Below are 23,569 nucleotides of genomic sequence, written 5' to 3' on the forward strand. Positions count from 1 at the left end.
GCGGCCACGGTATGAATCGTCCTTTCGACGCCGCAGCGGAATGGCGGAATGCCATCGCGAGGACTGCATCGCGCGACGCACAGGACGGGGATGAGAGGTTCGGCGCATGCGCACGCCGCCCGCCTCCCCGTCCTCCTCGCGACGCTCGCTGGGTCGCAGGGACGTCACGGAGTGGCGCTCGCGGAGCGGCCAGCGCCTGCTCGAGGCGCAACGACGTCTGGCGGCTCGCCGCAACGAGCCCGCAGCCATCGCGACGACGCTCGCCATCGGCGGCGCCGCCGCGGTCGCAGGAGTCTGGGCGACGACGTTCCTGTACGACGCCGTCGCCGACCAGGACGGGATCGCCCGACTCGACCGTCCCGCCCTGGCCATGGCGAAGCGGCTCCGCGGTCCGCTGCCCGACGGCGCCGCCGCCCTCACCGCGCACCTGTTCGGTCCGATCGGCATGCCGGCCCTCGCCGCCGTGGCCGGCGCTGCGCTGTCCCTGCGAGCTCGCGACCCGCTTCCGCTGATCACCGTGGCGGCCGCGGGCGCGGGCTCCCTGCTGATGACCCTGGGCGGGAAAGGCGTCGTCGACCGGCACCGGCCGCCCCGGCGCGACGCCATCCCGCCCTTCGAGCACTCCCCCTCGTTCCCCAGCGGCCACACGTTGAACGCGACGGTTGTCGCCGGCACGGTGGCCTACCTGCTCATGCTCGAGCAGCGCGAGAACGCCCCGCAGATCCTGACTTCCGCCGCGGCGACCGCCGTGACCGCCTCGGTGGGTCTCAGTCGAGTGCTCCTGGGCGCCCACTGGTTCACGGACGTGCTCACCGGTTGGGCGGCCGGGGCCGGGTGGCTCGCGACGGTCGTGACTGCGCATCGACTCCACCTAACCCTCAGCCCCTCCGCTCCGGACGGGCGATGACCCCGGTCCCGGCATGCGGTCCGTCTCACTCCCTTGCTCGCGAGACACCTCGCTCGTTCAGCACGCGGGACCTCCACCTATGAAGGCGCGGCGACCCCGGTCGACGACGACCTCCTCGAGCCTGCTGCCGCGCCCAACGCGGTTTCAATCTGCACGCTTGGCACGTCGCGAGATCGCGGGGGCAGAGTGGCCCGTGACCGATGACGATCCGCCGAGCGCCAAGGCGACCCTGCACGTCATGGTCGGACTGCCCGGCTCCGGGAAGACAACGCTGGCGAAGCAACTGGAACGCCAATACAACGCCGTCCGGCTCACCAAGGACGACTGGCTGATGACGCTCATGGCACCGCCGATCTCGACAAAGAGCGACTGGCCGTGGAGAGACTGCTCTGGGACCTCGCAGCCCGCCTGCTCTCGCTCGGCGTGGACGTGGTCCTCGACTACGGGCTCTGGGCACGAGCAGAACGCGACGACTACCGGGCACGAGCGAAGGCGCTCGGGGCGCCCGCCGAGTTCTGCTTCCTCGACGCTCCACCCCAAGAGCTCGAGCGTCGACTCGAGGCGCGCAAACGCTCCGGTCAGCCACTGGACGTACCAATCAGCTCCGCACTTACCTACCGAGATTCGAGCCACCAGACGCAGACGAACTCCCCGGAGTTTGACTTGCCGCTCATGTCTCAAGCCCCTGCTCGTGAGACGTCTCACTCCCCTGGTCCCGAACCCCTTGTTCTCCCGCGAGATCGCGCCCGTCTGGTGGAACTACCCGGTCTGGCTGGTCACCTCGGCCCTCTCCGGCTTGCTAATCGCAACTTATGTGCGACTCGGCGACGCGGCTGAACTTCCCGCAGCAGAGCCGGATCGCACGGTTCGCGGCGGGCGACTGGGCATGGCGGGCGGGCTGCTTGCCTGGTTCGCCGTCGGATGCCCGGTCTGCAACAAGCTCGCTCTGCTGGCACTCGGTTACACCGGAGCGATCACCTGGTTCGCTCCAATCCAGCCGTTACTCGCGATCGGCGCACTCGTACTGGCAGGCCTTGCCGTCGTGGTGCGGCTCTCAGGGCAGGTCGCCTGCCCTGTGCGGCCCGCCTCGGACCGCGTCGTCCGCTGAAGCAACCGCGATGCTGCGACCGTCCGACCCGGTGCACGGCAAGGCGTGGATCGTGACGGACGCGCGGCAATCTCGCCAGCATCTCGTCGGGTAGGCGAAGCGACCGCGCTGCGGCAGTTCATGATTCGGACCCCGGTGGACGACGAGGAGCCGCGCCATGGGAGTCCGGCGCAGTCGAGGATTCAGAATCATGGCGGCGACGAACGGGGCGGGCTGGCCGACGCGCCGGCGGGACCGTGAAGGGGCGTCTGGCGCGGTTGCTCCGCGTAGTAACCCATCATCGGGTTATGGCGAAGTGACGCTCATTCGCCAAGCAACGCCGGGAGCAGAAGCAGCACCGTCGGCACGACCACAAGGCCGACCGCTCCAGCCCCGACGCCGTACCGAAATAGCGGGGAGAGCGTCCGGCCCGGCTGCTCGAGCCGAGAGATCCGCCGCTGCAGCGAGACCGGGTCGGCTGCCGGCAGCGCAGGTGGACGCGGAGCGGTATCCCCTCGCGTGCCCGCGGCGACGACGCCGATGGCGTGCGCCAGCGTCGTCGTCGCGGCGGTGGTTCGCGCCCGATCGTCCGCGACCATCTCGATGAGCAGCCCCACGGCGTCCTGCGCACGGTTCGCGACGGGGAACCACGGCAGAGCGACGCGCCACGCGCGAAACGCCACGAGCACGACGTCGTGGTGCTGGCGCAGATGTGCCCGCTCGTGCAGGACGACTGCGTCCACTTCCTCGGGTGCGAGCAGCTCGAGCAGCCCCGCCGACAAGACGGTTACCCGCTGCGCGCTGCCGGGCAGGCAGTACGCCACCGGGGCGGGCGTGTCGAGCAGACGAGTGCGCGGCACGTCCGGCAACGGGGTCGACAGCAGCAGCAGCAGGTCGAGGTGCCGCTGCCGCTGCTGCTGCACCTGCACGCCGGTGACGAGCAGATTGAGCAGCAAGTGCGCGCCGAGCAGCAGCGCCGCGCTCACGCCGACCAATGACAGCAGACTCGCCCCGCTCGGCAGTGCCCCGACGACGACCGACTGCACCAGCACAGATGCCGCCTGCAAAAGATGGTCTCCGTAGGGAGCGAGCCCTGCGGTGAGCAGGGCGCCGATCAGAGACAGCACGCCCGCCAGAGCAATCGCCTGCCACAGCACGAGCGCCTCGACCGGAGCAACATCGACCCATCGCGCCCGGGCCAGCGCCAACGGCACGGGCCAGGCAAGCGCGACCGCGAGCAGCCCGAGCAGTGCCGAGGCGAGCAGCACGCCGCTGGTCAGTCCGTGCCGAGGAGGCGACGCAGCTGCGCCGTCTCGTCCGGCCCGGCCTGCCCGACAAAGCGGGCGAGGGCGGCTTGTCGGTCCGGTGCGGAGCCGAGGGCCTCGTGCATCAGGTCGGCGACGTGCTCATCTCTCGATCGAGCCGCAAAAAAGCGGTGCGGGCGCCTGGAACGGTCACGGCGCACGAACTGCTTCCGCTCCAGCCTGGTCAGCACCGTCAAAACGGTCGTGAGCGCGAGCGCAGGACGCTCGTGCTGTGCGCCGAGTCGGTCGCGCAACTCCTTGGCCTCCAGCGGCCCGGGTGCGCTCCACAGCTGCTCGAGGACCTCACGCTCAAGATCACCCAGCGACGCCACGCCCACCACCCCCTCTTCTACGCGCCGTAGAAAAGAGGTATTCTACGAGCGGTAGAAATCTTGGCACGGGAAGCGCGGTGATGGATCCACTTCTGATCGCACGGTGGCAGTTCGGCATCACCACCGTGTACCACTTCATGCTGGTGCCGCTGACAATCGGCCTCGGGCCGATCCTCGTGCTGCTGCAGTGGCGGTGGGTGCGAACCGGCGATGTCCGCTGGTACCGCGCCGTGAAGTTCTGGGGAAAGCTCTACCTGATCAACTTCATCCTGGGCGTGGCGACCGGGATCGTGCAGGAGTTCCAGTTCGGGATGGCCTGGAGCGCCTACAGCCGCTTCGTCGGGGACGTGTTCGGCGCTCCCCTGGCGATGGAGGGGCTGCTCGCCTTCTTCGTCGAGTCGACGTTCCTCGGCCTGTGGATCTTCGGCTGGGGCCGGCTGCCCAAGCGCGTGCACCTGGCGACCCTCGCGATGGCGGTCGCCGGATCGGTGCTGTCGGCGTACTTCATCATCGTCGCCAACTCGTGGATGCAGCACCCGGTCGGCGTGCAGCTGGTCGACGGGCGGCCCGTGATGACCGATGTCGTCGCGGTACTGACCAACAACACGGCCCTGACCGCATTCGCGCACACCATGGCGGGATCCCTCGCCGTCGGCGGCGCCTTCCTGCTGGGCATCGCCTGGTACCACCTGTGGCAGCGACGCCGGGACGGGATCGACTCCGTGGGGCTGGACGGTCGGGTGGTCGTCGGGGAGGATCCGACGATTCGCGGCCGGGATCGCGCCGACCACGCGGTCTGGATCACCTCACTGCGGATCGGCGCAGTGATCGCGGTGCTCGGGTTCGGGGCGGTGGCGATCACCGGGGACGCGCAGGGCAAGCTGATGTTCGTCCAGCAGCCGATGAAGATGGCGGCAGCCGAGGCTGCCTGCCATAGCGGCACGAGCTTCTCCGTGCTCACCATCGGCGACCCGGGCGCCACGGACTGCTCCGGGATCACCTACTCCCTGGAGGTGCCGGGGGTCCTGTCCTTCCTCGCCAACGGCGACTTCACCACCCCGGTCCGCGGCGTCGACGAACTGCTCCCCCAGTACCAGCGCGACTACGGCACCACGGTCCCGGACTCACCGATCTACGGCGCCGCAGCAGGTACCCCGGTGGACTACGTGCCGATCATGCCGGTCACCTACTGGGGCTTCCGTCTCATGATCGGCTTCGGCGGGGTTGCAGCGTTCGCGGCCGCGGTGGCCCTCTGGCTGACCCGAAAGGGCACGGTGCCGGCCGCGAAGCCGGTCATGCAACTGGCGGTAGCGGGCATCCTGGCCCCATTCGCAGCGAATGTCGCCGGCTGGGTCTTCACCGAGATGGGCAGGCAGCCCTTCGTCGTCGCGCCCAACCCGACGCCCGGCGGCATCGACGGGGTCTTCATGTTCACCGCAGCAGCGGTGTCCCCCGGCGTCAGCGCCGCTGAACTAATCACCTCCCTGGTCGCGCTGGGCGCGATCTACGCGGTTCTGTTGATCGTGGAGGTCGTCCTGCTGGTGCGATACGTCCGTGGCGGGGTCGCCGCGGCCCTGCCCGAGTTCGACCATGACGACGACAGCGACCAACCGCGACGCGACGACGTGCTCGCGTTCGCCTACTGACGGGCTAGGAGCCTTCTCGTGGAGACCGCACTGCCCGTCATCTGGTTCGGGGTCATCGCGCTGCTATGGACGGGGTACCTGCTGCTGGAGGGCTTCGACCTCGGCGTGGGCATGCACATGCTGCTCACCGCCCGGTCCGGTAAGGAGCGCCGCGCGATGCTCAACACCATCGGTCCGGTCTGGGACGGCAACGAGGTGTGGCTGATCACCGCCATCGGCGGCACCTTCGCCGCCTTCCCGTCCTGGTACAGCACGCTGCTGTCGTCCACGTACCTGCTGGTGCTCGTCGTGCTCTTTGGCCTGATCGTCCGCGCGGTGGCGATCGAGTGGGCGGGCAAGGGGCGCACCGACCGTTGGCGCCGCGGCTGGGACACTGCGATGTCGCTGGCCTCCTTCATCGTCGCCTTCGGCATCGGCGCCATGCTCGCCCTGACCACGCTCGGTCTGCCGATCGACGCAGCGGGCGAACGGGTCGGCGGCGCCTTCGCCTGGGCGACACCGGCGGCCCTACTCGGCGGCCTCGCCGCGGTCGGCTTCGCGCTCGCTCACGCGTCGAACTTCCTCGCCCTGAAGACCGATGGCGCGGTCCGGCACCGCGCCGGCTCCTTCTCGGCCCGGATTGCGCCCGGCCTGCTCGTACCCATGCTCGTGTGGGCGGCGACCGTGCAACTCGCTCATGGACGGGGCTGGACCTGGCTGACGCTCGGCGTGGCGCTGCTCGCCGGCGTCGGCACCTGGTGGGCTGCAGGGCGACGACGCGAGGCGGCAGCCTTCCTCGGCACCGCGCTGCTGCTCGTCGCCTCGACGGTGACGGTGTTCGGCAGCGCCTTCCCCGTGGTCCTGCCCTCTTCCGTGGATCCCGCCGCGAACCTGACCGTGTGGAATGCCGCCGCCTCGCCGTACGCGCTCGGCGTGCTGACCGCCGTCGCGGCGTTCGGAGTTCCGCTTGTCATCGGCTATCAGGCGTGGAGCTACTGGGTGTTCCGCCGCCGCCTCAGCGCCGATTCGATTCCCGAAGCACACGTCTTCGCCGCCGCTGTACGGCGCAGATGAGTGCTCAACCGTCGCCCCTGGCCGCGCTGCGCACGCTCCGGCCGCTGGAGCGGTACCTGCTGGGCGCCGCCGGAAGCGTCCGGGCCGCGGGCCTGGTCCTGGTAGCCGAGGGGATCGCGTCGGCAATCGCCGGCGTCACCGCCGACGGCTCCCCATCGAGGGGCGCCCTCGTGATGACCGGGGTGGGCGTGCTCCTGCGTGTCCTCGCGGCCTGGGCCACCCCGGCGATCGCGGCGAGGGCCGCCGCCGCCGCCAAGCAGCGGCTGCGCGCCGAGCTGCTGCCCGCGCTCGTACGCCGTCCCGCCACACGGCTGGGCTCCCGTTCCATGCTGGCCACCGACGGGCTGGACGACCTCGACGACTACGCGGCCGAGTACCTGCCCGCCCTGCTCGCCTCCGTCACCGTCCCGCCGCTGGTCGGGCTGGTCATTCTGGCCTCGGATCCGCTGTCCGCGCTGATCCTCGTCTGCACCGTACCGCTGGTTCCCATCTTCGCCGCGCTGATCGGACTGCACACCCGCGACCGGGTCGCCACCGCCATGGACGCCCTGGACCGGCTCGCCGACCACCTCCTCGAACTCGCTCGAGGACTCCCCGTCCTGGTCGGACTGAGCCGTCTGGAGCAGCAGACCGCCGCCTTGGACCACATCGCCGAGGACCAGCGCCGAAAGACCAGCGCCGTGCTGCGCACCGCATTCCTGTCCGCCCTCGCCCTCGAACTCGTCGCCACCTTGTCCGTCGCGGTGATCGCCGTGGTGATCGGCCTCCGGCTCCTCAGCGGCGACCTGACGCTGGCGGTCGGGCTGGCGGTGCTGCTACTGGCGCCGGAGGTCTTCGGTCCGCTCCGCGACGTCGGAGCCGCCTTCCACCAGTCCGAAGCCGGGCTCGAGTCCCAGCGTCGAGCCCAGCACCTGATCGACACCAGTCCCCGCCCGGACCTGCGCCACGGGAAGCGGGCACGGGTCCGCACCACTCGCCTCTCGGTCACCCACGCCGGCCGTGCCGTCGCTGCGGTCCGCGAGCTGAATCTCGACGTCGCGCCCGGCTCCATCGTGCTGCTGGCAGGGCCGAGCGGCTCGGGCAAGTCGAGCGTGATCGACGTGCTCGCCGGCCGAGGTGCCGCGCTCGACCCGCAGGCGTCGGTTCTGGGGCAGATCGAGGTCGAAGCCGACGATGTCGCCTATCTGCCCCAGCATCCCCGCTGGTCGGCGACCACCCTGCGCGGCGAGCTCGAAGGCTTCGGCGCGGACCCCACCACCGCCATGCAGGTGCTCTCCACACTCGGGCTCGCCGCTCTCGCCGACGCCGATCCCGCTAGCTGCAGCCCGGGTGAGGTCCGCCGGCTCGCACTCGCACGGGTCCTCGTCCGCGTCCAAGCCGGCGCCCGCACCGTCCTGCTCGACGAGCCCACCGCGCACCTCGACCCCGCCTCGGCCGAGCAGGTCAGAACGCTGCTGGTCGACCTCGCACGGACCCGAGGCTGCGCTGTGATCCTCGTCAGCCACGACCCTCTGACCGGCGCTCTCGCGGACAGGAGCGTCGACCTCGCTGCGACGCACTGCACGGGCGAGAAGCCGGAACACGGGCCCAAGGGCGCGGCGGCCACAGCGCGGGAACATCGAGCCGTGCCCGTCGCCACCGGGTCCGCTTGGCGGGCACTGCTGGTGATCGTTCGGTCGGCCGCTGGACAATTCGCCGCGGCGACGCTGCTCGGGGCAGCGGCGACCGCATCCTCGGTCGCACTGCTCGGCGTCTCGGCGTGGCTGATCGTGCGCGCTGCGGAGGAGCCGGGCATCACCGCTCTTTCAATCGCGATCGTCGGGGTGCGTGGGCTGGGCATCGGCCGCGCCGTACTGCGCTACGCCGAACGGCTGACCGCCCACGACGCCGCGCTGCTGGCTGTCAGCCGGCTCCGCAACCGGCTGTGGCTCGCCACCGCGCGCCAAGGTCCGATCGGCCGCGCCGCCACCGCGCCGACCGTTGCGATTCAGATACTGGTCCTCGACCCAGACCGTGCCCGTGACGGTGTGATTCGCACTGCGGTGCCCGCCCTGACCGCCGCCGCCGCGCTTCTCGGAGGAGTGGTCGCTGTGACGGCCCTGCTCCCTGCAGCCGGCTTCGTCGGCGCGCTGCTGCTCGTCGCTGGTGGGCTGCTCGCCGTCTGGGGCTTCATCAGGGCGGGGACGATCGAGCGGACAGCCGCGACAGCCCGGTCGGCAGCGGTCGCCGCCACCGCCGGGCTGCTGGCGGCCGCCGACGACCTGGCAGCCAACGGGGCCGCTCGTCGGGCCGTCGCGACCGCTCTGAGCAGCGCTGCTGCTGCCGACAGCGCCTCGGCGCGTCTTCGACGCCTCGGCGGCGTCCTAAATGCGATCGCTGTCCTGATCACCGGCACGGCGGCGATCGGTCTTCTACTCTCTGCTGTCGCCGCCGGCACGGTTCCCCCGGCCGGGGTCGCAGTGCTCGCCCTGCTGCCGCTCGGGCTGACGGGTCCGCTGCAACAACTCGCCTCAGCCGCGTCGAGTTGGCCCCTCCTCGCTCGCACACTGGCACGCGTTGATGCGGCCTCCGCCGTGCCTGCATGGGCACCCGATAGCGGTCCGGTGGGTCAGCTGGATCCCGTGGAGGAGGTGCGGCTGGAACGCCTTTCAGCCACCTACCCGGGCGGCGAGCCGGTCCTGCAGGACGTTTCAGCTTCGGTCCGTCGCGGCGAGCACCTGGTCGTCACCGGTCCGTCCGGCAGCGGCAAATCGACGCTGCTCGCCCTCCTGCTGCGCTACCTGGACCCCTCGGCGGGGGCGGTGCTGCTCAACGGCATCGACGAACGGCGCATCGCTCCCCACGCTATCCGGCGCCGAGTCGCCTGGTGCCCGCAGGAGGCGCACCTCTTCGACTCCACCATCCGCGGCAATCTGCTGCTCGGCATCCCGCCCGGCGAGCACGTCGAGGAGACCGCCCTCATCGGCGTGCTCGAGCGCGCCGGACTCGCCGACCTACTCGACACCCTTCCCGCCGGCCTCGACACCCCCGTCGGTCCCGGAGGGTCCTGGCTCTCGGGCGGCCAACGTCAACGCCTAGCCGTCGCTCGCACGATCCTCACCGGCGCGGACACGATCCTGCTCGACGAACCCACCGCTCATCTCGATCGGCTCGGCGCCGAGGCCCTCGTGCACGACCTCACTGCCGCCCTTCACGAGCAGATCCTCATTACCGTCACCCACGACTTCTCGCTTCTCCCACACGGGACAGCGCGACTTCGCCTGCCCGGAACCTTCGAACGTGCGTTGCGGTCAGCAGGGCCAAGACTCGCCCTGCGGGATGACCTCGACCGCGCCCGCGGGCATCCTTTGCAGTAGCGAGCAGGAGCTGCAGAACATCAACAGTGCTTCGCTCAGGCCCCTGCCCGGCGCCCAGGGCAGGAGACGATGACGCGCGGACTGTGGAGCCTCGTACGCGCACGCGGCTTCGACGAGTGGCGGAGGACTATCTCGTCCCGAGAAGGCGCTACCGGCACCCGAGTAGGTCGTGGGTCTTCCTCGGCGTCGCGAGTGTGGCTTATCGGAGGCCGGGAGCTGTCGCGATCGTCGTTGCTGCGGTGTCGGTGCGGACGACACGAATCTGCCGGATGTCAGTGACACTCACAGACGTCGCGCCGGTAATTCGCACTTGCGGTCGTGCTGCCGCGGACCACGTCGCAGCGGTCTCGGAGCGGCCTGCGCTGCTGTCGATCTGAAGGACGAAGGTCCCGGCGGTCGGAAGGTCGTCGAGCTCGAGGTTGATCGCGGTGCCCCAGGGTTTCGTCACGAGTACTGCGTCGCCGGTGACGGCCGAGGCGCCCGTGGCGGTGAACGCCGTCCGAGGAGCGGCCGTACCGCTGCCGAGCACGACCGCTCCGGTCACGGCTGCAGCCAACGCGATGGTGCTCACGGCGGCGACACCCGCACGGCGCTGCCACCGTTTCCGACCAACGGAGCGCCCTGCCTTCAGCAGCCGGGCTCTGGCCGCCGGATTCGGTGCGCGACTCGGCTCAAGGTCCGCAGTGCGCAGCAGCGCTGGGATGCCGGCGACGGCCGCCAAATCGGTGCGGCACCGGCCGCAACCGGCCAGGTGGACCTCATAGGCAGCACGGTCGGTGCTGGCCAGGCCGCCGAGCACATACGCGCCGAGGTCGTGGTGCGGATCGTCCAGGGTCATCGAGTCACTCCCAGTTCGTTGAGCACGCCCCTGAGGGCTTTCAACGCGTAATAGCTGCGGGACTTCACCGTCCCGGCCGGGATGCCCAGCAGGACTGCGGTCTCCGCGACGCTCCACCCGTCGTAAAAGAGCAGTCGAACGACGGTGCGGTGGTCGTCCGACAACCGCTCTAGCTGTACCCGGTCAGGACGTTGGTGTCAGGCGGCTGACGGGTGGGTGACCTCCGAGGGCTGAGTGGCGTCGTCGAGTGTTGTAGTGCTCGAGCCATGGTGCAAGGGCGTCTCGGCGAGCCTCCTTCGGAGACGTAAGCCTCTGCGCTCGGCAAGTGGAGTCGGGGCCAGCGTTCAGCGGTACTGCGTCCGATCGAGTGAGGCGTCGTAGCAGGACCGGTCGAGGTTGGTGTTCCAGATCCGGCGCGGCGCGGTTGGTCGGAGGTTGCCGCCGGACGCGGCTCGCTCTTCGCGAGCTCGGGAGTTGAACCAGGAGACCGTCTCGATGCGCGCGTAGCGGGCGGGATCCAACCCGCGGAAGTCGTAGACCTCATCGAGCGCGGGTACGAGGTCGGTGTCACGAGACGCGAGGATGACGAGGTCGATGTCCGGCCTGGCCGCTTCGCGGACGCAGGCGAGAGCGCAGAGGACGTCGATGCCCTTCTCCTTCGGCCTACCGACCGGGATCTTTTTCCCGTTGATGTCGAGCACGGGATGGCCGTCTGCGCCGGTCTGGAAGCGGTACTTGAGGTCGCGCAGCTCGACGTTGGCGCCGGCGCGCCTCCATTCCGTTGCTTGGTCGAGGCAACGACGGTGCTGTTCCCAGTCATGGTCGACGTGGGGCAGTCCTCGAAACACGGTCACGCGAGCTAGGGATGCGTGCTCGTGGCCCGCTCGTTGGCGGGCGTTGCGCTCAGCGAGAGCTCGCCGCGCGAACAGCATGGGGTGGATGAGCGAGTCGTGAGCCTCACCGCGCGGGTTGAACACGTCACGCGCCGTGAGATGAACGTTCTGGTAGTCGATCACGAGCGACGTACGGAGCATCAACGTTCCTTGCAAGAAAAATCCCCGCCAATCCGGAGACGGCGGGGAGCAACGAAGCAAGTATCGGACTCTGCGCTGCGGGAGTCAAACGGCTTGACACCCCCGTCCAGGGCGCGGAGGTCCCCGTCCAGGGCGCGGGTCGTCTCGCGCAGAGCCGGTCTGTCCTCGCCCGATCGTGTCAGCCGGGGATGTTGCGCGGGTCGTTACCGGGCTGGATCGTGTCCTTGGCGCGGATCTTGCCGTCGCGGCCGTGCGTCACCATCTCGCCGCCGCCGTCGTTGCCGAGGATCGCGCGGGCTCGGGCCTGAGCCTCGGCCTGCGTGTCCGTGTGCGCGCTAACCCGCGTCGCACCTGGCTTCACCACGTCCCACCCGCCGTTCTTGCCCGGCTCGATGTGCCTGCTGTTCGCTCCCGCCACGGCAGTAGCCCTCCCCTTCTGGCAGCCGACCACTGCCACCCACCCTGTTTAACTTCCAAGACAGTTCTGCGCAAGCCTGCTTTTCAGCGGGTCGATGCGAGCGGCGTGCTGCTTATGGCACGATCGGCTCATGGAGAACGACGCCGACGTGTCGGTCGTGCTGCAGCAGCTCCGCGACGTGGTGTCGGCCGCGGGGCTTGACCGGCTGCTGCGGGATTTGGCGCGGCACGTGTGGCGCTCGAACCTGGACCGCCGGGAGCCGGCACTGGGCGACACGGCCCGACTGCTGGGCATGAACTGCTCGGAGAACCTCACCCAGCTGCTGCATGCCGCGCTGACCGAACCCGCTACTCGGATCGAGGGAGTCAAGGCGACCCTGACGCAGGGGGCGCTGCTGATCGAAGTCGGCGGTCACCGGTTCCGAGTGATCAAGGCGCCGGCTGGGTCGGGCCTGGACCCGCAGTGGCTGCGCGACTTCCGGTGGACACCTCGCCGCCCGTTGCGTTTCGAGATGGCCGAGACCAACGCACGCATCTACCCGGCGGTGGCCGGCTTCCCGGACCTCGAGCCGCTGCTGAGCGCCGAAGAGGTCGGCCTCGTCCGCGACGCCCGCGACCTGCACGATCATCTGTTCGTCTGGGCGGGGATCCCCGGCTCTCCGCCGCGCACGGCAGGGTGGCTGGCTACTCCCACCACCGCGGCCCCCAACTTCCTGGCCGTGGAGCCGTTATGGCTCGACTCGGGCGACGACACCGACCGGGCCGTGCCGGCCGCGCCGCAGCCACGCCCCGACACCGAGCCGGAGCTGACCCTCACGCTTCGGCAGCGCCCCGCGACCGGCACGGCGTGAGCATCCCGGTCGACCCTCGTCAACGTGCCCGCGCGCGCCGCGCCGCCGGCGTGGTGTCCGACTTCGACGGCGCCCGCCTCGCGCTCGGCCGACGCCTGCGCGGGATGCCCCGCACCCGACTTGCCGAGCAGGCCGAGGTCAGCGCCGCTGCCATCACCCAGTTCGAGCGCGGCGATGCCCGCCCCACCTCCCCGGTGCTCGCCGCAATCGCGCTGGCGCTGCAGTTCCCACGGGAGTTCTTCCTCCGCGGCGCCACGATCGAGCGCATCCCCACGAGCGCTGCGTACTTCCGGTCCCTGCGCAGCACCTCGGCACTCGTTCGCGACCAGGCCCTCGCGTTCGCCGAACTCGCCGCGGCGGTCGTGGAAGCGATCGAACAGTACGTCGAACTACCCGCCATCCGCGTCCCCACCCACCCGGTGGAGGAGCCGCAGAACCCGGACGACATCGCTGCGGCGGCGGCAGAGGCACGACGCGAACTCGGGCTCGGCGCCGGTCCAATCGGGCACGTCGTTCGCACGATGGAGGCAGCCGGCATAGTCGTGCTCGAGTTGCCCGAGGAGTACGACACCGCCCGTGGGCTCGACGCCTTCTCCAGCCGGCATTCGGCCCGCCCCGTCGCACTGCTGTCCGACAGCAAGCACGACAAGGCGCGGTCCCGCTTCGACGCCGCGCACGAGCTCGGCCACCTGGTGATGCACCCGGACGCTGAACCCGGTTCGAAGTTGATGGAGGACGACGCGCATGCGTTCGCCGCACAGTTCCTTGCCCCCGACGCCGAGCTCGTCCCACACCTGCCGACCCGGTTCGAGTGGGGGCCGCTGCTGGAACTGAAGCGGCACTGGGGTGTCAGCGTGAAGTCCCTCGCGTTCCGTGCGCATCGAAGCGGCCGGTGGAGCGATGCTCAGTACCGGCGGGCGATGCAGACCCTCGCCAGCGAAGGGCCGGGCGAACGCGGTGGGCTGGGCCCGCGGGAGGAACCAGCGATGCTCGGTCGTGCAGCCGCGCTGATCGAGGGCGCCGGGTGGGACCTCGACGACATCGCCAAGTCCTGCCACCTGCCCACTGCCGCGGTCCGGCAGGTCATCACCGCTGGCACCGAACGCCGCCCCCGCCTGCAGCTCTAACGCCTCAAACTGCGCCCACCCTGACTCACGTACGTCCTGAACGTAGGGAGAGCGTCGCGGCTTCAGGGGCAAGACCCGCTTCACGGCCGAATGAAGGGACACCGCAATGCCGCGTCGCACACTCGGGCTCGAGCAGATCCAGGTCCGGCCGGGCCGGAACCGGAAGCACCGGCTCGCGCCTGACCTGAGTAACTTCGAAGGCGAGGACTTGCTGCAGCTCTTCTACGGGTTCTTCGCGCGCATGCCACCGGATCATCTCGTCGATGAACGCCGGAGCCGCTATATCCGGATCGACGACGTCCTCGCGAACGGCCGGGCCGTGACCGTGGTCGCGGAGTCCGGGTACTACGGCGATGCCGGCCAGACCATCGACGTGAAGACCCACAAGACCTCGCACACGCGAAGCCTCACTGAGTCGGCGACGGTGCGCACACGGTTGATGTTCGTGCTCCCTCCGAAGCAGCAGACGGGCCTGTTCCTCGTCGAGCGTCAGGGTCTCGTCGGCGCTGGCCACGATCTCATCGACGAGTTCCGGCGCGCCCTCACCGCGAAGTACGCGCAGCACTCCTTCGACACCGACAACGTGCTCTATCCGGACGCGTGGGCGCAGGGCGCCGAGCTGCTGGAAGTGGAGGCGGTTGCCTACAGCTACGCGCCGGATCTCGCGGACGGGCTCATGGCGAAGGGCGCACCGATCGGCATGCTGCGGCAGTCGCTGGTCCCGTCCCGAGGCGCCGGAGGTGTGCTGCCCAGCGCGTTGTATAAGGCACTGCGCACCCACCAGGTGAAGACGTCGCAACTGCTCGCGTTCCCGAACGGGGAGACAATCGACGACACGTTCGTGACCGTTCGCCGTGACGGCCAGAAGAAGACGTTCGCGCTCGACCACGATAAGTCGCCCTCGATCCGTGTCGAGATCACGAGCGAGGGCGAACGGCCGCTGACCGACACGCCGTTCATCCGGCGGTGTCAGAGCGAGGCGCGAGATTTCTACGAGACGCTCGGTGTGGAGTGGCGCGAGGAGTGGGCGGTCGGGACGTGGACGGACGAGCAGCGGTCGAGGACCCTCGCCCCGCACCGGCCGCAGGACGACAGCACGGCGTGACTTTCGGCCACTGGTCCACACTCCGGAACGCGACCAACGGCCGATTCCTGTGGCGCGAGATCGCCCTGCAGGTCGTCGCGCCCGTCGTGATCGCCGGCGCAGCACTAGTCGGGCACGTGCGGATCAACGACGCATCAGCAGTCACCAACGGCGCCTCGATCCTCTCGGGCTTCCTATTCGGGCTCGGCCTGTACGTCTTCCAACTCCGGGTGCAGATCGCACACGATCCGCAGGCGCCGGATCAGCCCCGCCGAGTGCTGCTCCCCCGTCTGATCGACGAGCTGTTCGTCAACGTGCTCTGGGCAGTCCTGGTCTCCTTCGCCCTCACCTTCACCGCTCTCGCCGTCGGTGCGACGCAGGGGCACGACAAGTCCGGCACCGTGATCCCTACCTCCCCGCTGGTCACCGCCGGCCTCGTGCTCCTCGCCTCCCATCTCCTCGCCGTGGTACTCATGTGCATCCGACGCACCCGTCGCGCCTACATCGAACTCACCCGCTGACGCACCGCACGCGTCGTCAGTCGATGGCTCGTCAGGTGAGCAGGTCCGTGACGGCCTTGTCGAGGTCAGCAGCGACGCCGTCGTCCACGAGTGCACGGCGGATGTTTCGGCGTAGCACCTGGAAGGTCTGTGCGGTCAGCTCGACGTCGGCCGCGACGGACGCGGCACGCACTGCGAGGGCTGCGAGCTCCCTGTGCAGATCCTCACTCGGGTCAAAGAGAGGGATCGGCATTCGCCAGACGTACTTGTCGAAGTGGCGAGGGTTGTGCTCGCCGCGGGCCTGCAGGGGCTGGACGAGCTGGAGGAGGGCGTCGCTGTTCAGCACAGCGAGGAGATAGTGCGCCTCGTCCGGCCCCGACACTGCCGCCCAATACAGCTGGTGCTCGATGACCGCTTGAGGGTCCTGCACGTATGCGGCAGCGATGTACATGCCGCTCGCGCCATAGACCACCCGATGCTCGAGCCCGGGAAGTTGCTTGCGCAGCCCTCCCTGGTAGTCAAGACGGTCGAGCAGGCTCAAGCTGCTCGTGCGATCGGCGTTCCATCGCGCTTCCGCCTCGCGCCACCAGGCGGCGAGGCCGGGGTACTGATCGAGCGCACTGCTGACCGTCGCACTCAGCGTGGTGCCGTCCCAGGGGATGAGACCCGGAATAGCGGGACGCGTGCGGAACGGAAGGACGCTGTCTCCCACGTAGACGGGGTGGATGAACTGCCGCTCGATATTGCCCGACAGGTCGGTTTGGGTCTTCCACGGTGGCTTCTCGTTGTTGCTGCGCCGGCTGCGCACTGAACGCCGGTTGGCGCCGGCACCGAGCGGGCCGGCAGCGGCGTCTTCGAGCAGGACCATGTACCGCGGCACCAGGGTGGCGCCCTGGGCGAAGCGAGGCGCATACGGAGATACGGTGCCGCCGGTCTCGCGGGGCTCGAGCTCACGGCGGGTGAGCGAGTCGGCGACGGCTTCCAGGCTCGGGTTTCGACCTTTGACTCGGCCGGTCCAGTGCTCCGCGGCACCGGGCAGCGCGGTTGGGGTGTCGGCGCGGGTGCCGCGGAGGACGGCGGCGGGGACGGGGAAGAAGCTGGGTTTGACGGCGTGGACGTCCCAGGGGGTGGTGAAGGCGGCGTGGGTGTCGGCGCCGTGGCCGCCGCTGGTGGCGGTGGCGCGGTAGCCGGTCCAGTTGCCGGTGCGGAAGCCGGCGTACTGGTTGCGGCTGAGGACCGCCAGCGGCATGACGAAGGCGAAGGTGCCGCCGCGTTTGAGGTAGAGCTCGACGGCGCGGGCGACGAACAGCGCGGAGAGGTCTTGATTCGTGGCGACGGCGGCGCCGGCCCAGAACCCGCGGGCGGTGCTCATGTCGCGGAAGTCGGTCTTCATCGCGGCCGGCATGTATCGGTAGGAGAGCCAGGGCGGGTTGCCGACGAGGACGTCGACGTGGTTCGCGGGGCGGGCGAGCCAGAGGGGTCTGGCGAGGTTGCGGAGGTAGTAGGACCAGATGTGGTTCTGCTGGTCGTCATGCAGGCGGCAGAGCACCGTGTAGGTCTCGGCGACCATCGCCTGGTCCTCGGGGCGGACCGGGTACCGGCGGAACGCGGTAGCGAGGACGTGCTTCGCATCGGGGCGGCCAGGGCGGGCGGCGGCATCGGCGAGTTCGCTGACGAGACCGTCGAAGAGGGCCGCGTCTTCGACGACCCGGTCGGGAAAGCGCAGCTCGTCGCTGAACAGGGTGGCGCCGGAGGTGGTGGGGACCACGAGGGCGTCGGAGTCGAGCAGGGTCGGGTTCTGGCCCCACTGGACGGTGTCGCCGAGGTAGACCGGGATCGTGATCGCGGGGCGGTCGTCGGAGATGAGCCGGTCGCGGCCGATCGCGAGGAGGTAGGTGACGCGGGCGAGGGTGACGGCGACGGGGTGCACGTCGACGCCGTAGACGTGCGCGGTGACGCCGCGCAGCGCGGTGGCGAGGTCGAGCCCGGCAGTGTCGGCGGCGGTGAGGTAGCGGCGGACGGCGTGGAAGACGAAGGTGCCGGACCCGCAGGACGGGTCGAGGACCCGCTGGGTCAGCGGGTCGGTGACGGCGTCGTCGACGATCGCTTCGGCGAGCCAGTCGGGGGTGTAGTACTCGCCGAGGGACTTGCGGGTGCTGGCGGCGATGATCGACTCGTAGAGCACCTTCATCACGTCGTGCTCGACCTCGCCCCACGCGAAGCGGGCGAGGCGCCGGGCGAGGGTGTTGACGAACGCGGCACCGTCGTCGACTTCGACGACCCAGTCGAAGAAGTCCTCCTCGACGACGCCGCGGATCTGGGCGCTGGAGAACAGCTGCCCGCGGACCAGAGTGGTGGCGCCGATGCTGGCGTCGGCGACGTCGAAGCCGACCACGGCGTGGCCGATGACCTCGGCGGTGACGACCAGCAGGGTGTGCTCGATGAAGAGGCGGTCCTCGTCGACGAACGCGGTTCCGAGCGCGGTGGTGAGCAGCTTCGCCCACAGCGACCGCTTCATCACCACCCCGGGGTGGTCCGCGTTGCGCTCGTACAGCGCGGCGAGGTCGGCGATATCCAACGCGAACGCCGGCGACTTCGCACCCAGCCTCCGCGTCACCTCAGCCGGGGTAGGGATGACGTGATCGGCGGTGGCCAGGACCCCGTCGAGCCAGAGCAGCAGCCCGTCCAGGTCCGCAGGCCCGTCGAGCTGGTAGCTGGACACCAGCCGCAACGCCGTCCCGTCAAGGTGGTAGAGGTGCCACTCGACCCCGTCGGTGAGGACGCCGACGTACCGGGCTCCGGTCTGCGCGACCCGGTCACGGACGTAGCCGGCGAGCTGCTCGACGGCGTCGTCGCGGACGTTGCCGGTCCGGAGGTCCTTCTTCACCTCGAACACCGTCGCGCCGACCTCGACGTCGATGCGGCGCCGCTTCCCGACCGGGGCCTCGAGCACGACATCCTCGAGGTCCCCCTCGCGCAGGTTCAGGCCCGCAGACAGCAGCAGCATCCGCAGGTCGGACTGCACGTTCGCCTCGGCCCGAGTCCCGGACCGTGCCGAGAGTCGTGCTGCGACCTCTGCCAGATCCACGATCACCGTCGACACCCCTCTGACGCTACCGACCCGCGTGCCGTCCTCCGCATTCGGGCGGGGGAGCGCGAGGGGGCCTGCCCCCCTCGCCGGCCGACCACTCGGCCGACCGGCAGGGACTCCAGGTCCTACGTCTCGTCCGGCTCGCCGAACGCCGCGGCCCAGCAGGCGGGGTGCGTTCCCGAGATCAGCTGCTCCCGCTCCGGACGCGGCATGGCCGGCAGCAGGTGCTGAACCGCAACGCCGGCGGACAGCGCCGCGGCGGTCGCGGCCGGGAGCTCGATGAGGCTGACGCGACCGCAGACGAAGCACGCCGGCGTCTGAAAGGTAGCGGTGGGCTGGTTGCTCATGGCGAAGCTCCTTCCTGCTCAGACGGCCGCGGGCGCCGCGGCGGTGAGGCTGTCGGCGAGGGTGTGCACGGCGGACAGCACCCGGGCGGCGGTGCCACGGATGAGGTCGGTGTCGCCGTCGGCCCAGCCGGCGACGTACCCGATCGAGTACGCGGCGGTGTCGAGGCCGAGCAGGCCGGCGAGGACGTAGGCGACGGATTCCGCCTCGGTCTCCTTGATCCCGCGGTGCGCGGCGTACTCTCCCGGCTCCTCGTCGGTGTGCAGGAGCACGTGCGCGGCCTCGTGCAGCGCCGTCTTCGCCGCCTGCGCCGGCGACAGATCCGCGTCGATCACGACGCGACGGCTGCCATCGGTAGCGGTGTACCCGTTCACCGGCCCGGGCAGCGCCTCCCGCTCCAGCGTCCACCCGCACGCCTCCAGCCACCCGGCGACAGCGTCAGCGATCCCGGCCGGGTCGTCGCCCTCGAGCCGTGCCGCAAGGGCGGAGGGGTCGCCGCTGTTCGGGTCGATGAGGTCGGTCTGGGCGATGTCGAACACGGACAGCATCGGGTACACCACCCGAGCCGCACCCCGCTCCCCCGCCTTCCCCTCGGCATCCACAGCCGGTGTCCCTGCGGTCTCGCCGTCGTCCAGGTCGGCCTTGATGGTGCGGTAGCCGAAGATCCGGATGCTCTTCTCCCCGCGCCGCACCTGCCGGCCGAGCTCCTGCCACTTCCGGAACCCGGCGACCTTCGTCGCGGTCGGGCGCTGCGACAGGATCAGCAGCACGTTGGACAGGCTGTAGGTGTGGAACGCGCCGGCGAAGGCGAGGAACCGCTCCCACTCCCCCGACGCCTTCAACGCCTCCACCTGCACCGCGATCGACTCGTGCAACGCCGCCGCGGCCGCCTGCCGCTCCTTGACACTGACCCTGCCTGCTGTCTTGCGGACCATCGCCGGTCCCTCCCTGCCTCACCGTCTGCAGAGACCTGCTCGGCCTCTCCCCTTCACGTTGTTTCTGCCGTGAAGGCACGCAGTGCCGAGGAGGGAGCCCGGACGGGCTGTCAACCCGTCAGGGCGGCGGAGGAGAGAAGTTCGGGGCGATGAGAGGGAGCGCAGCGACCGCGTCCCGAAGTTCTCGGGGGAAGCCGGCAGCGTCAGCTGCTTGCGGCCCGGCCGGGCGACCGTACGCTGCCGCAGGCTTCACGGCAGGAACAACCGCACCCCGTGCGGGTTCGAACGCAGCGGCCGCGGAGCGGGCGTCCGATCAGTCGAGGCTGCGGGCGCGCAGCGGCCGGCCGTTGCGGGTTGGGCTACTCCCCCACCCAGCGCACGACACCGTTGGCGGCATGCGCGGCACGGATGGCGTCGCTGGCGTGGTCGAGCGCGTCCGCGGCGGCCTCGAGCTGCTCGGCGGCTTCGAGAGTGCCGGTGACACCGTCACCGTTTTCGTCCTCACCGCGGTACTCCTGCCCGTCAACGACACGACGGTGCCAGGCGCTCAGCTGCCGGACCGTCTGCTGCAGATGGTCCGTGGCTCGCCCGAGCTCGGCGAGGAGCCGGTACGAGTCCGCCGGGTTCGGGACTTCGCGCGTGGAATGCGCGAGGGAACGGGCGGTCTCCTCGAGCTCGACGGCGATCTGCACCTGACGCTGCGGCTCGTTGACGGCCATAAGCCTTCCTCCGGTTAGAACTTACAGAGTTTGCGAGTTACAGCCCGACGGACTTGCGTAGCTCAGCTTCGGAGGTGCCGACGAGGTCGCCCTCGCGGGAGAGGAGGAGATCGACGGCGATGCGGATGAGGGTGTTGTCGGTGATGCGTTGCTCGGAAGTGGCCTTGTTCCGGCTCAGCTTCCGAGCACGCAACGTAAGCGACTCGATCTGGTCATCGCGAAGCCTGGCCTCCTTGCGGACCAGCGTTGAGAAGTGCACTCGCTCGGGCACCACGTCCGCCTTGGACTTCGTCGATGCGCGCTGCGGAGACGGCCGTCCAGCGGCCTTATCGGTGCTGCGGGATGTCACGGGCTTTGCAGCCTCAGGTGCTGGTCGCGTCTGAGGGTTTGGCTCGGGCAATTGGGCGGCTGCCTGAGACGGAGCCCTATCAGTGGTCTCAGAGGGTGAGTCCAGGGTGGTCTTGGCATCGTCGAGCAGCGAGTTGAGGCTGACGCGGCGGGCCATCAGCGCGCTCCAACGGTTACAGGCGAACGGTGCGCCCAGATCGCGAACATCTCGAGTGCGACGCGCTGGTAGTCGTCAACCGCTTTGGCCGCGATCCGAGAGTCGGAGTACTGGGTGACGACCTTGCCCTCGAGGGGTGACATGGCGTGGATTTTGTAGTTGCGCACGACGGTCTGGAAGCGGTCGACGCCCGATCCGTCGAGGAGGGCTTCGGCGTCGGTGGCGTCTTGTGGGACGCGGGGATCGACCTTGTTCAGCAGGACTCGGTATTCGACCCCGCGTGGGCGTACGACGTCGCTGATGGTTCGCATGAGCGGGGCGATAGACAGCGGGGAAGGCTCGGTGGGCAAGATGGCGAAGTCAGCTGCGTCGAGAACGGCTGCGAGGACGTCTCGGCCCTCGAGCGAGCCGGGCGTGTCAATGAAGATGACGTCGTAGGGCAGCTCTCGCAGCCGTGTGAGGTTCCCGGGGTCGGTCTCGTTGGTGAAGTCGAAGGGGAGGTCTTCGTCGGCTCGTTCTGCCCACCAGGTGGCTGACTGCTGCGGGTCGACGTCAACGAGTAGCACTCGGGATGACCGGGCAGTTACAGCTGCCAGAGACATCGCGGTGGTGGTCTTGCCGACCCCGCCCTTCTGGCCGGCGACGGGAATGAGACGCGGCACGGCTGCTCCTTGGGAGTGTGGGGAATTACAGACTTCGGGAGTGCCGGAGGCTGTCGGTCTGGAAGTTACGCCTGCCGCAGACGAGCCCGCGCGCGGCGCGCCGAACATCCGAAGTTGCGAGATTCGCAAGTGCGAGAGTTCCACTCTCCAAGAGTTAGCGAGTTACAGACTCTCGAACTACGGGGTTTGCAGAGTTACGGAGCCGGGGACTCCGGTAGGTCGGTAGTTCGCGACTACGCGAGTTCCGAGGCCTCGAGGGCCAAAGACATCGGGGCCACTTCCGGACTTACAGACTCTGCCTGTAAGCAGTTCCTCACCGGGGCGAAGCTGCGGGGAGCGCGGGGGATGTCCCCTCGCCGCCAACGCGCGGGCGGCGGGCGACGCCGGGCGCCGAGGGTCCCTGAGTGCGCAGGGACCCTCGACGCGTTTCAATCCGTCTCGTCGGCCTCGACCTCGACCTTGACCTCGGTTGCGATGCGTTCAACGCGGCAGAGGGGATACCCCAGGCGGCGGGGTCGGTGAGGTAACGGGCTGGGGGAGGAGCGAATCATCCGATCGGCCTCAGGAGTTCGTGCTCAGCTGAGGTCCGGCGGTGGGGGAGTGGATGGTGTTGTCGGGGCGGCGGCGAGGATCTGGTCGACGAGCTGCAGGGTGCGTGGGGTGAGGGCGTCTCCGGGGTAGTAGTCCTCGTAGAGCTGCTCGGCGTCGTCGGTGGTGGCGATTCCACAGTGAGGGAGGAGCACGGCGAGGTCGCGGGCGTCGCGGTTGCCGCGTCGTTGTGCTGCGTGCAGTTTCATCGCGAGCAGGGTCTCGGGTGAGGCGATCTGGACTAGAACCTGGTGGTCGTCGTACACGGTGGTCCATTCGGCGGTGCGGTCGCCGTAACCGGTAGGGATGAAGGCGGCCGCGGCGTCGTTGATCCAGTCCGTCCGCCAGCCGTGGCGGCCGGCGACGCGACGCGCTGCATCGAGGACGGGTGCGGCCGGTTCGAGCGGCCCGTCGATGTCGACCGTCGCCGGACGTTCGGCCTGGAGGGTGAGGGCGATTGCGGCGCCGCCGACGATGCGGATGCGGGCGCCAGTACCAGCGGTGCGGAGTTCGGCGAGGAGTTCGCGCAGGCCGGTAATGAGGTCGGCTCGGGTGAGGGTTTGTGGCCGGTCGGGCGTCATGCGCTGGCGAGTTCGCCTTCCTCGATCAGGATCCCGCGTCGTCGGAAGGGTTCGGGTACGTGGTCTGGGCGGGCGGGGAGGATCGCGCCTGGCGGCGCCCAGGGGGCGGGGGTGTCGTCGACGGTGTCGAGTACCCAGTCCGGTGAGGGCAAGCCGACCTGCTGTAGTCGCCAATCCGTCACCGCAGCGATCAGCGCGTCCCATCCGGGTCCGATGGTGGCGGGGGCTTCGGCGGCGAGGAGAAGGCGGAGGTAGGGGCCGGCGGTGCCGAGATCGTCGGCGAGCTGCAGCACGGCGCGGTAGGCGCGCTCGGGGTCACCGGCGGTCAAGGCGGTGGTGATGTGCTCGCCGGCTTCCGCGACGGTGTTGCGGCCTCCGGTTGCGGCGGGGATCAGGGTGATGCCGAGGGCGGCGGTGAGTCGGTCGATGGTGGCCGAGGTGGGGGAGCGGCGATCGTGCTCGATGACAGACAGGTTCGATTCGGTGATGCCGGCTCGAGCGGCAACTGCTGCGAGCGTGCGCCGTGAGCGGGCGCGGGTGCGGCGAAGCGCTCCAACGACTGTCATCTCGAGACCTCCTCCTACTTACCGTAAACGGTAAGTTCTGC

The 23,569-nt window shown here is 69.7% G+C and carries 23 protein-coding genes and 3 pseudogenes; 11 read left to right on the forward strand and 15 right to left on the reverse strand.

All coding sequences use genetic code 11. The features are described 5' to 3' along the window. Positions 1 to 106: 106 nt before the first annotated feature. The 4 genes and pseudogenes from ACFSBI_RS12595 to ACFSBI_RS12605 all read left to right on the forward strand — a co-directional run bounded on the left by ACFSBI_RS12595 (position 107) and on the right by ACFSBI_RS12605 (position 2,015). Positions 107 to 907 (forward strand): phosphatase PAP2 family protein, encoded by an 801-nt coding sequence (locus ACFSBI_RS12595; protein ID WP_377935451.1) that lies wholly within the window; start codon positions 107 to 109, stop codon positions 905 to 907. 79 nt (positions 908 to 986) lie between these two features. Beyond that, positions 987 to 1,259: pseudogene (locus tag ACFSBI_RS16280) on the forward strand (P-loop nucleotide/nucleoside kinase family protein); the annotation flags it as partial. Further along, positions 1,172 to 1,744, forward strand: a pseudogene (locus ACFSBI_RS12600) (P-loop nucleotide/nucleoside kinase family protein); the annotation flags it as partial. The pseudogenes ACFSBI_RS16280 and ACFSBI_RS12600, both read left to right, overlap by 88 nt. After that, positions 1,632 to 2,015, forward strand: a complete 384-nt coding sequence (locus tag ACFSBI_RS12605) for a hypothetical protein (RefSeq protein WP_377935563.1) — start codon at positions 1,632 to 1,634, stop codon at positions 2,013 to 2,015. The pseudogene ACFSBI_RS12600 and the gene ACFSBI_RS12605, both read left to right, overlap by 113 nt. A gap of 302 nt (positions 2,016 to 2,317) precedes the next feature. On the opposite strand, the gene ACFSBI_RS12610 is transcribed toward ACFSBI_RS12605, so the two are convergent. Then, positions 2,318 to 3,262: a M56 family metallopeptidase gene (locus ACFSBI_RS12610; RefSeq protein WP_377935453.1), complete on the reverse strand. Its 945-nt coding sequence runs from the start codon at positions 3,260 to 3,262 to the stop codon at positions 2,318 to 2,320. Positions 3,263 to 3,270: 8 nt separating this feature from the next. Then, positions 3,271 to 3,630, reverse strand: coding sequence for a BlaI/MecI/CopY family transcriptional regulator (locus ACFSBI_RS12615; protein WP_377935554.1), 360 nt, complete (start codon positions 3,628 to 3,630; stop codon positions 3,271 to 3,273). 80 nt (positions 3,631 to 3,710) lie between these two features. On the opposite strand from ACFSBI_RS12615, the gene ACFSBI_RS12620 reads away from it, so the two are divergent. The 3 genes from ACFSBI_RS12620 to cydC are packed head-to-tail and all read left to right on the forward strand — an operon-like array spanning position 3,711 to position 9,685. Next, entirely contained in the window at positions 3,711 to 5,276 is a 1,566-nt protein-coding gene (locus ACFSBI_RS12620) for a cytochrome ubiquinol oxidase subunit I (RefSeq protein ID WP_377935556.1), read from the forward strand. Positions 5,277 to 5,294: 18 nt separating this feature from the next. Continuing rightward, positions 5,295 to 6,329, forward strand: coding sequence for a cytochrome d ubiquinol oxidase subunit II (gene cydB, locus ACFSBI_RS12625; protein ID WP_377935455.1), 1,035 nt, complete (start codon positions 5,295 to 5,297; stop codon positions 6,327 to 6,329). After that, entirely contained in the window at positions 6,326 to 9,685 is a 3,360-nt protein-coding gene (gene cydC / locus ACFSBI_RS12630; RefSeq protein ID WP_377935457.1) for a thiol reductant ABC exporter subunit CydC, read from the forward strand. Before cydB ends, cydC begins: the two co-directional genes overlap by 4 nt. 199 nt (positions 9,686 to 9,884) lie before the next feature. Here cydC and ACFSBI_RS12635 read toward each other — a convergent pair whose 3' ends face one another. From ACFSBI_RS12635 to ACFSBI_RS12655, 5 genes and pseudogenes are all read right to left on the reverse strand, one after another. Continuing rightward, positions 9,885 to 10,523 (reverse strand): anti-sigma factor family protein, encoded by a 639-nt coding sequence (locus tag ACFSBI_RS12635; protein WP_377935459.1) that lies wholly within the window; start codon positions 10,521 to 10,523, stop codon positions 9,885 to 9,887. Continuing rightward, on the reverse strand, positions 10,520 to 10,687 hold the full coding sequence (locus tag ACFSBI_RS12640) for a sigma factor-like helix-turn-helix DNA-binding protein (protein ID WP_377935461.1): 168 nt from the start codon (positions 10,685 to 10,687) through the stop codon (positions 10,520 to 10,522). Before ACFSBI_RS12640 ends, ACFSBI_RS12635 begins: the two co-directional genes overlap by 4 nt. A 19-nt stretch (positions 10,688 to 10,706) precedes the next feature. After that, positions 10,707 to 10,811 (reverse strand): annotated as a pseudogene (locus tag ACFSBI_RS12645) (integrase core domain-containing protein); the annotation flags it as partial. A 56-nt stretch (positions 10,812 to 10,867) separates the two neighbouring features. Beyond that, positions 10,868 to 11,539, reverse strand: a complete 672-nt coding sequence (locus ACFSBI_RS12650; RefSeq protein WP_377935462.1) for a PIN domain-containing protein — start codon at positions 11,537 to 11,539, stop codon at positions 10,868 to 10,870. A gap of 196 nt (positions 11,540 to 11,735) precedes the next feature. Continuing rightward, positions 11,736 to 11,975: a DUF2188 domain-containing protein gene (locus ACFSBI_RS12655; protein ID WP_377935464.1), complete on the reverse strand. Its 240-nt coding sequence runs from the start codon at positions 11,973 to 11,975 to the stop codon at positions 11,736 to 11,738. Between the two features lie 130 nt (positions 11,976 to 12,105). Here ACFSBI_RS12655 and ACFSBI_RS12660 point away from each other — a divergent pair, with 130 nt between their 5' ends. The 4 genes from ACFSBI_RS12660 (at position 12,106) to ACFSBI_RS12675 (ending at position 15,557) form a co-directional block, all read left to right on the forward strand. After that, a complete protein-coding gene (locus ACFSBI_RS12660; protein ID WP_377935466.1) occupies positions 12,106 to 12,825 on the forward strand; it encodes a hypothetical protein in 720 nt (239 codons plus the stop codon). Continuing rightward, positions 12,822 to 13,952: a helix-turn-helix domain-containing protein gene (locus ACFSBI_RS12665; protein ID WP_377935468.1), complete on the forward strand. Its 1,131-nt coding sequence runs from the start codon at positions 12,822 to 12,824 to the stop codon at positions 13,950 to 13,952. The genes ACFSBI_RS12660 and ACFSBI_RS12665 overlap by 4 nt, the downstream gene beginning before the upstream one ends. A gap of 106 nt (positions 13,953 to 14,058) precedes the next feature. Beyond that, the gene (locus ACFSBI_RS12670) at positions 14,059 to 15,057 is read left to right on the forward strand and encodes a hypothetical protein (protein ID WP_377935469.1); all 999 of its coding nucleotides are present in this window, start codon (positions 14,059 to 14,061) and stop codon (positions 15,055 to 15,057) included. Then, on the forward strand, positions 15,054 to 15,557 hold the full coding sequence (locus ACFSBI_RS12675; protein WP_377935471.1) for a hypothetical protein: 504 nt from the start codon (positions 15,054 to 15,056) through the stop codon (positions 15,555 to 15,557). The genes ACFSBI_RS12670 and ACFSBI_RS12675 overlap by 4 nt, the downstream gene beginning before the upstream one ends. 31 nt (positions 15,558 to 15,588) lie before the next feature. Here the strand turns inward: ACFSBI_RS12675 and ACFSBI_RS12680 are convergent, their stop codons facing one another. The 8 genes from ACFSBI_RS12680 to ACFSBI_RS12715 all read right to left on the reverse strand — a co-directional run bounded on the left by ACFSBI_RS12680 (position 15,589) and on the right by ACFSBI_RS12715 (position 23,528). Next, positions 15,589 to 18,639, reverse strand: a complete 3,051-nt coding sequence (locus ACFSBI_RS12680) for an N-6 DNA methylase (protein ID WP_377935473.1) — start codon at positions 18,637 to 18,639, stop codon at positions 15,589 to 15,591. Between the two features lie 113 nt (positions 18,640 to 18,752). Continuing rightward, positions 18,753 to 18,974: a hypothetical protein gene (locus tag ACFSBI_RS12685; protein WP_377935475.1), complete on the reverse strand. Its 222-nt coding sequence runs from the start codon at positions 18,972 to 18,974 to the stop codon at positions 18,753 to 18,755. 18 nt (positions 18,975 to 18,992) lie between these two features. Next, positions 18,993 to 19,907, reverse strand: a complete 915-nt coding sequence (locus ACFSBI_RS12690; RefSeq protein ID WP_377935477.1) for an ArdC-like ssDNA-binding domain-containing protein — start codon at positions 19,905 to 19,907, stop codon at positions 18,993 to 18,995. A 359-nt stretch (positions 19,908 to 20,266) separates the two neighbouring features. Further along, positions 20,267 to 20,626, reverse strand: a complete 360-nt coding sequence (locus tag ACFSBI_RS12695) for a hypothetical protein (RefSeq protein ID WP_377935479.1) — start codon at positions 20,624 to 20,626, stop codon at positions 20,267 to 20,269. A 37-nt stretch (positions 20,627 to 20,663) separates the two neighbouring features. After that, positions 20,664 to 21,131, reverse strand: coding sequence for a hypothetical protein (locus ACFSBI_RS12700; RefSeq protein ID WP_377935481.1), 468 nt, complete (start codon positions 21,129 to 21,131; stop codon positions 20,664 to 20,666). Then, a complete protein-coding gene (locus tag ACFSBI_RS12705) occupies positions 21,131 to 21,793 on the reverse strand; it encodes an AAA family ATPase (protein WP_377935483.1) in 663 nt (220 codons plus the stop codon). The genes ACFSBI_RS12700 and ACFSBI_RS12705 overlap by 1 nt, the downstream gene beginning before the upstream one ends. A 575-nt stretch (positions 21,794 to 22,368) precedes the next feature. After that, a complete protein-coding gene (locus tag ACFSBI_RS12710; protein WP_377935485.1) occupies positions 22,369 to 22,962 on the reverse strand; it encodes a nucleotidyl transferase AbiEii/AbiGii toxin family protein in 594 nt (197 codons plus the stop codon). Continuing rightward, the gene (locus tag ACFSBI_RS12715; RefSeq protein ID WP_377935486.1) at positions 22,959 to 23,528 is read right to left on the reverse strand and encodes a helix-turn-helix domain-containing protein; all 570 of its coding nucleotides are present in this window, start codon (positions 23,526 to 23,528) and stop codon (positions 22,959 to 22,961) included. Before ACFSBI_RS12715 ends, ACFSBI_RS12710 begins: the two co-directional genes overlap by 4 nt. Between the last annotated feature and the right edge of the window lie 41 nt (positions 23,529 to 23,569).

Source organism: Amnibacterium endophyticum (assembly GCF_042680685.1).
Classification (GTDB): domain Bacteria; phylum Actinomycetota; class Actinomycetes; order Actinomycetales; family Microbacteriaceae; genus Amnibacterium; species Amnibacterium endophyticum.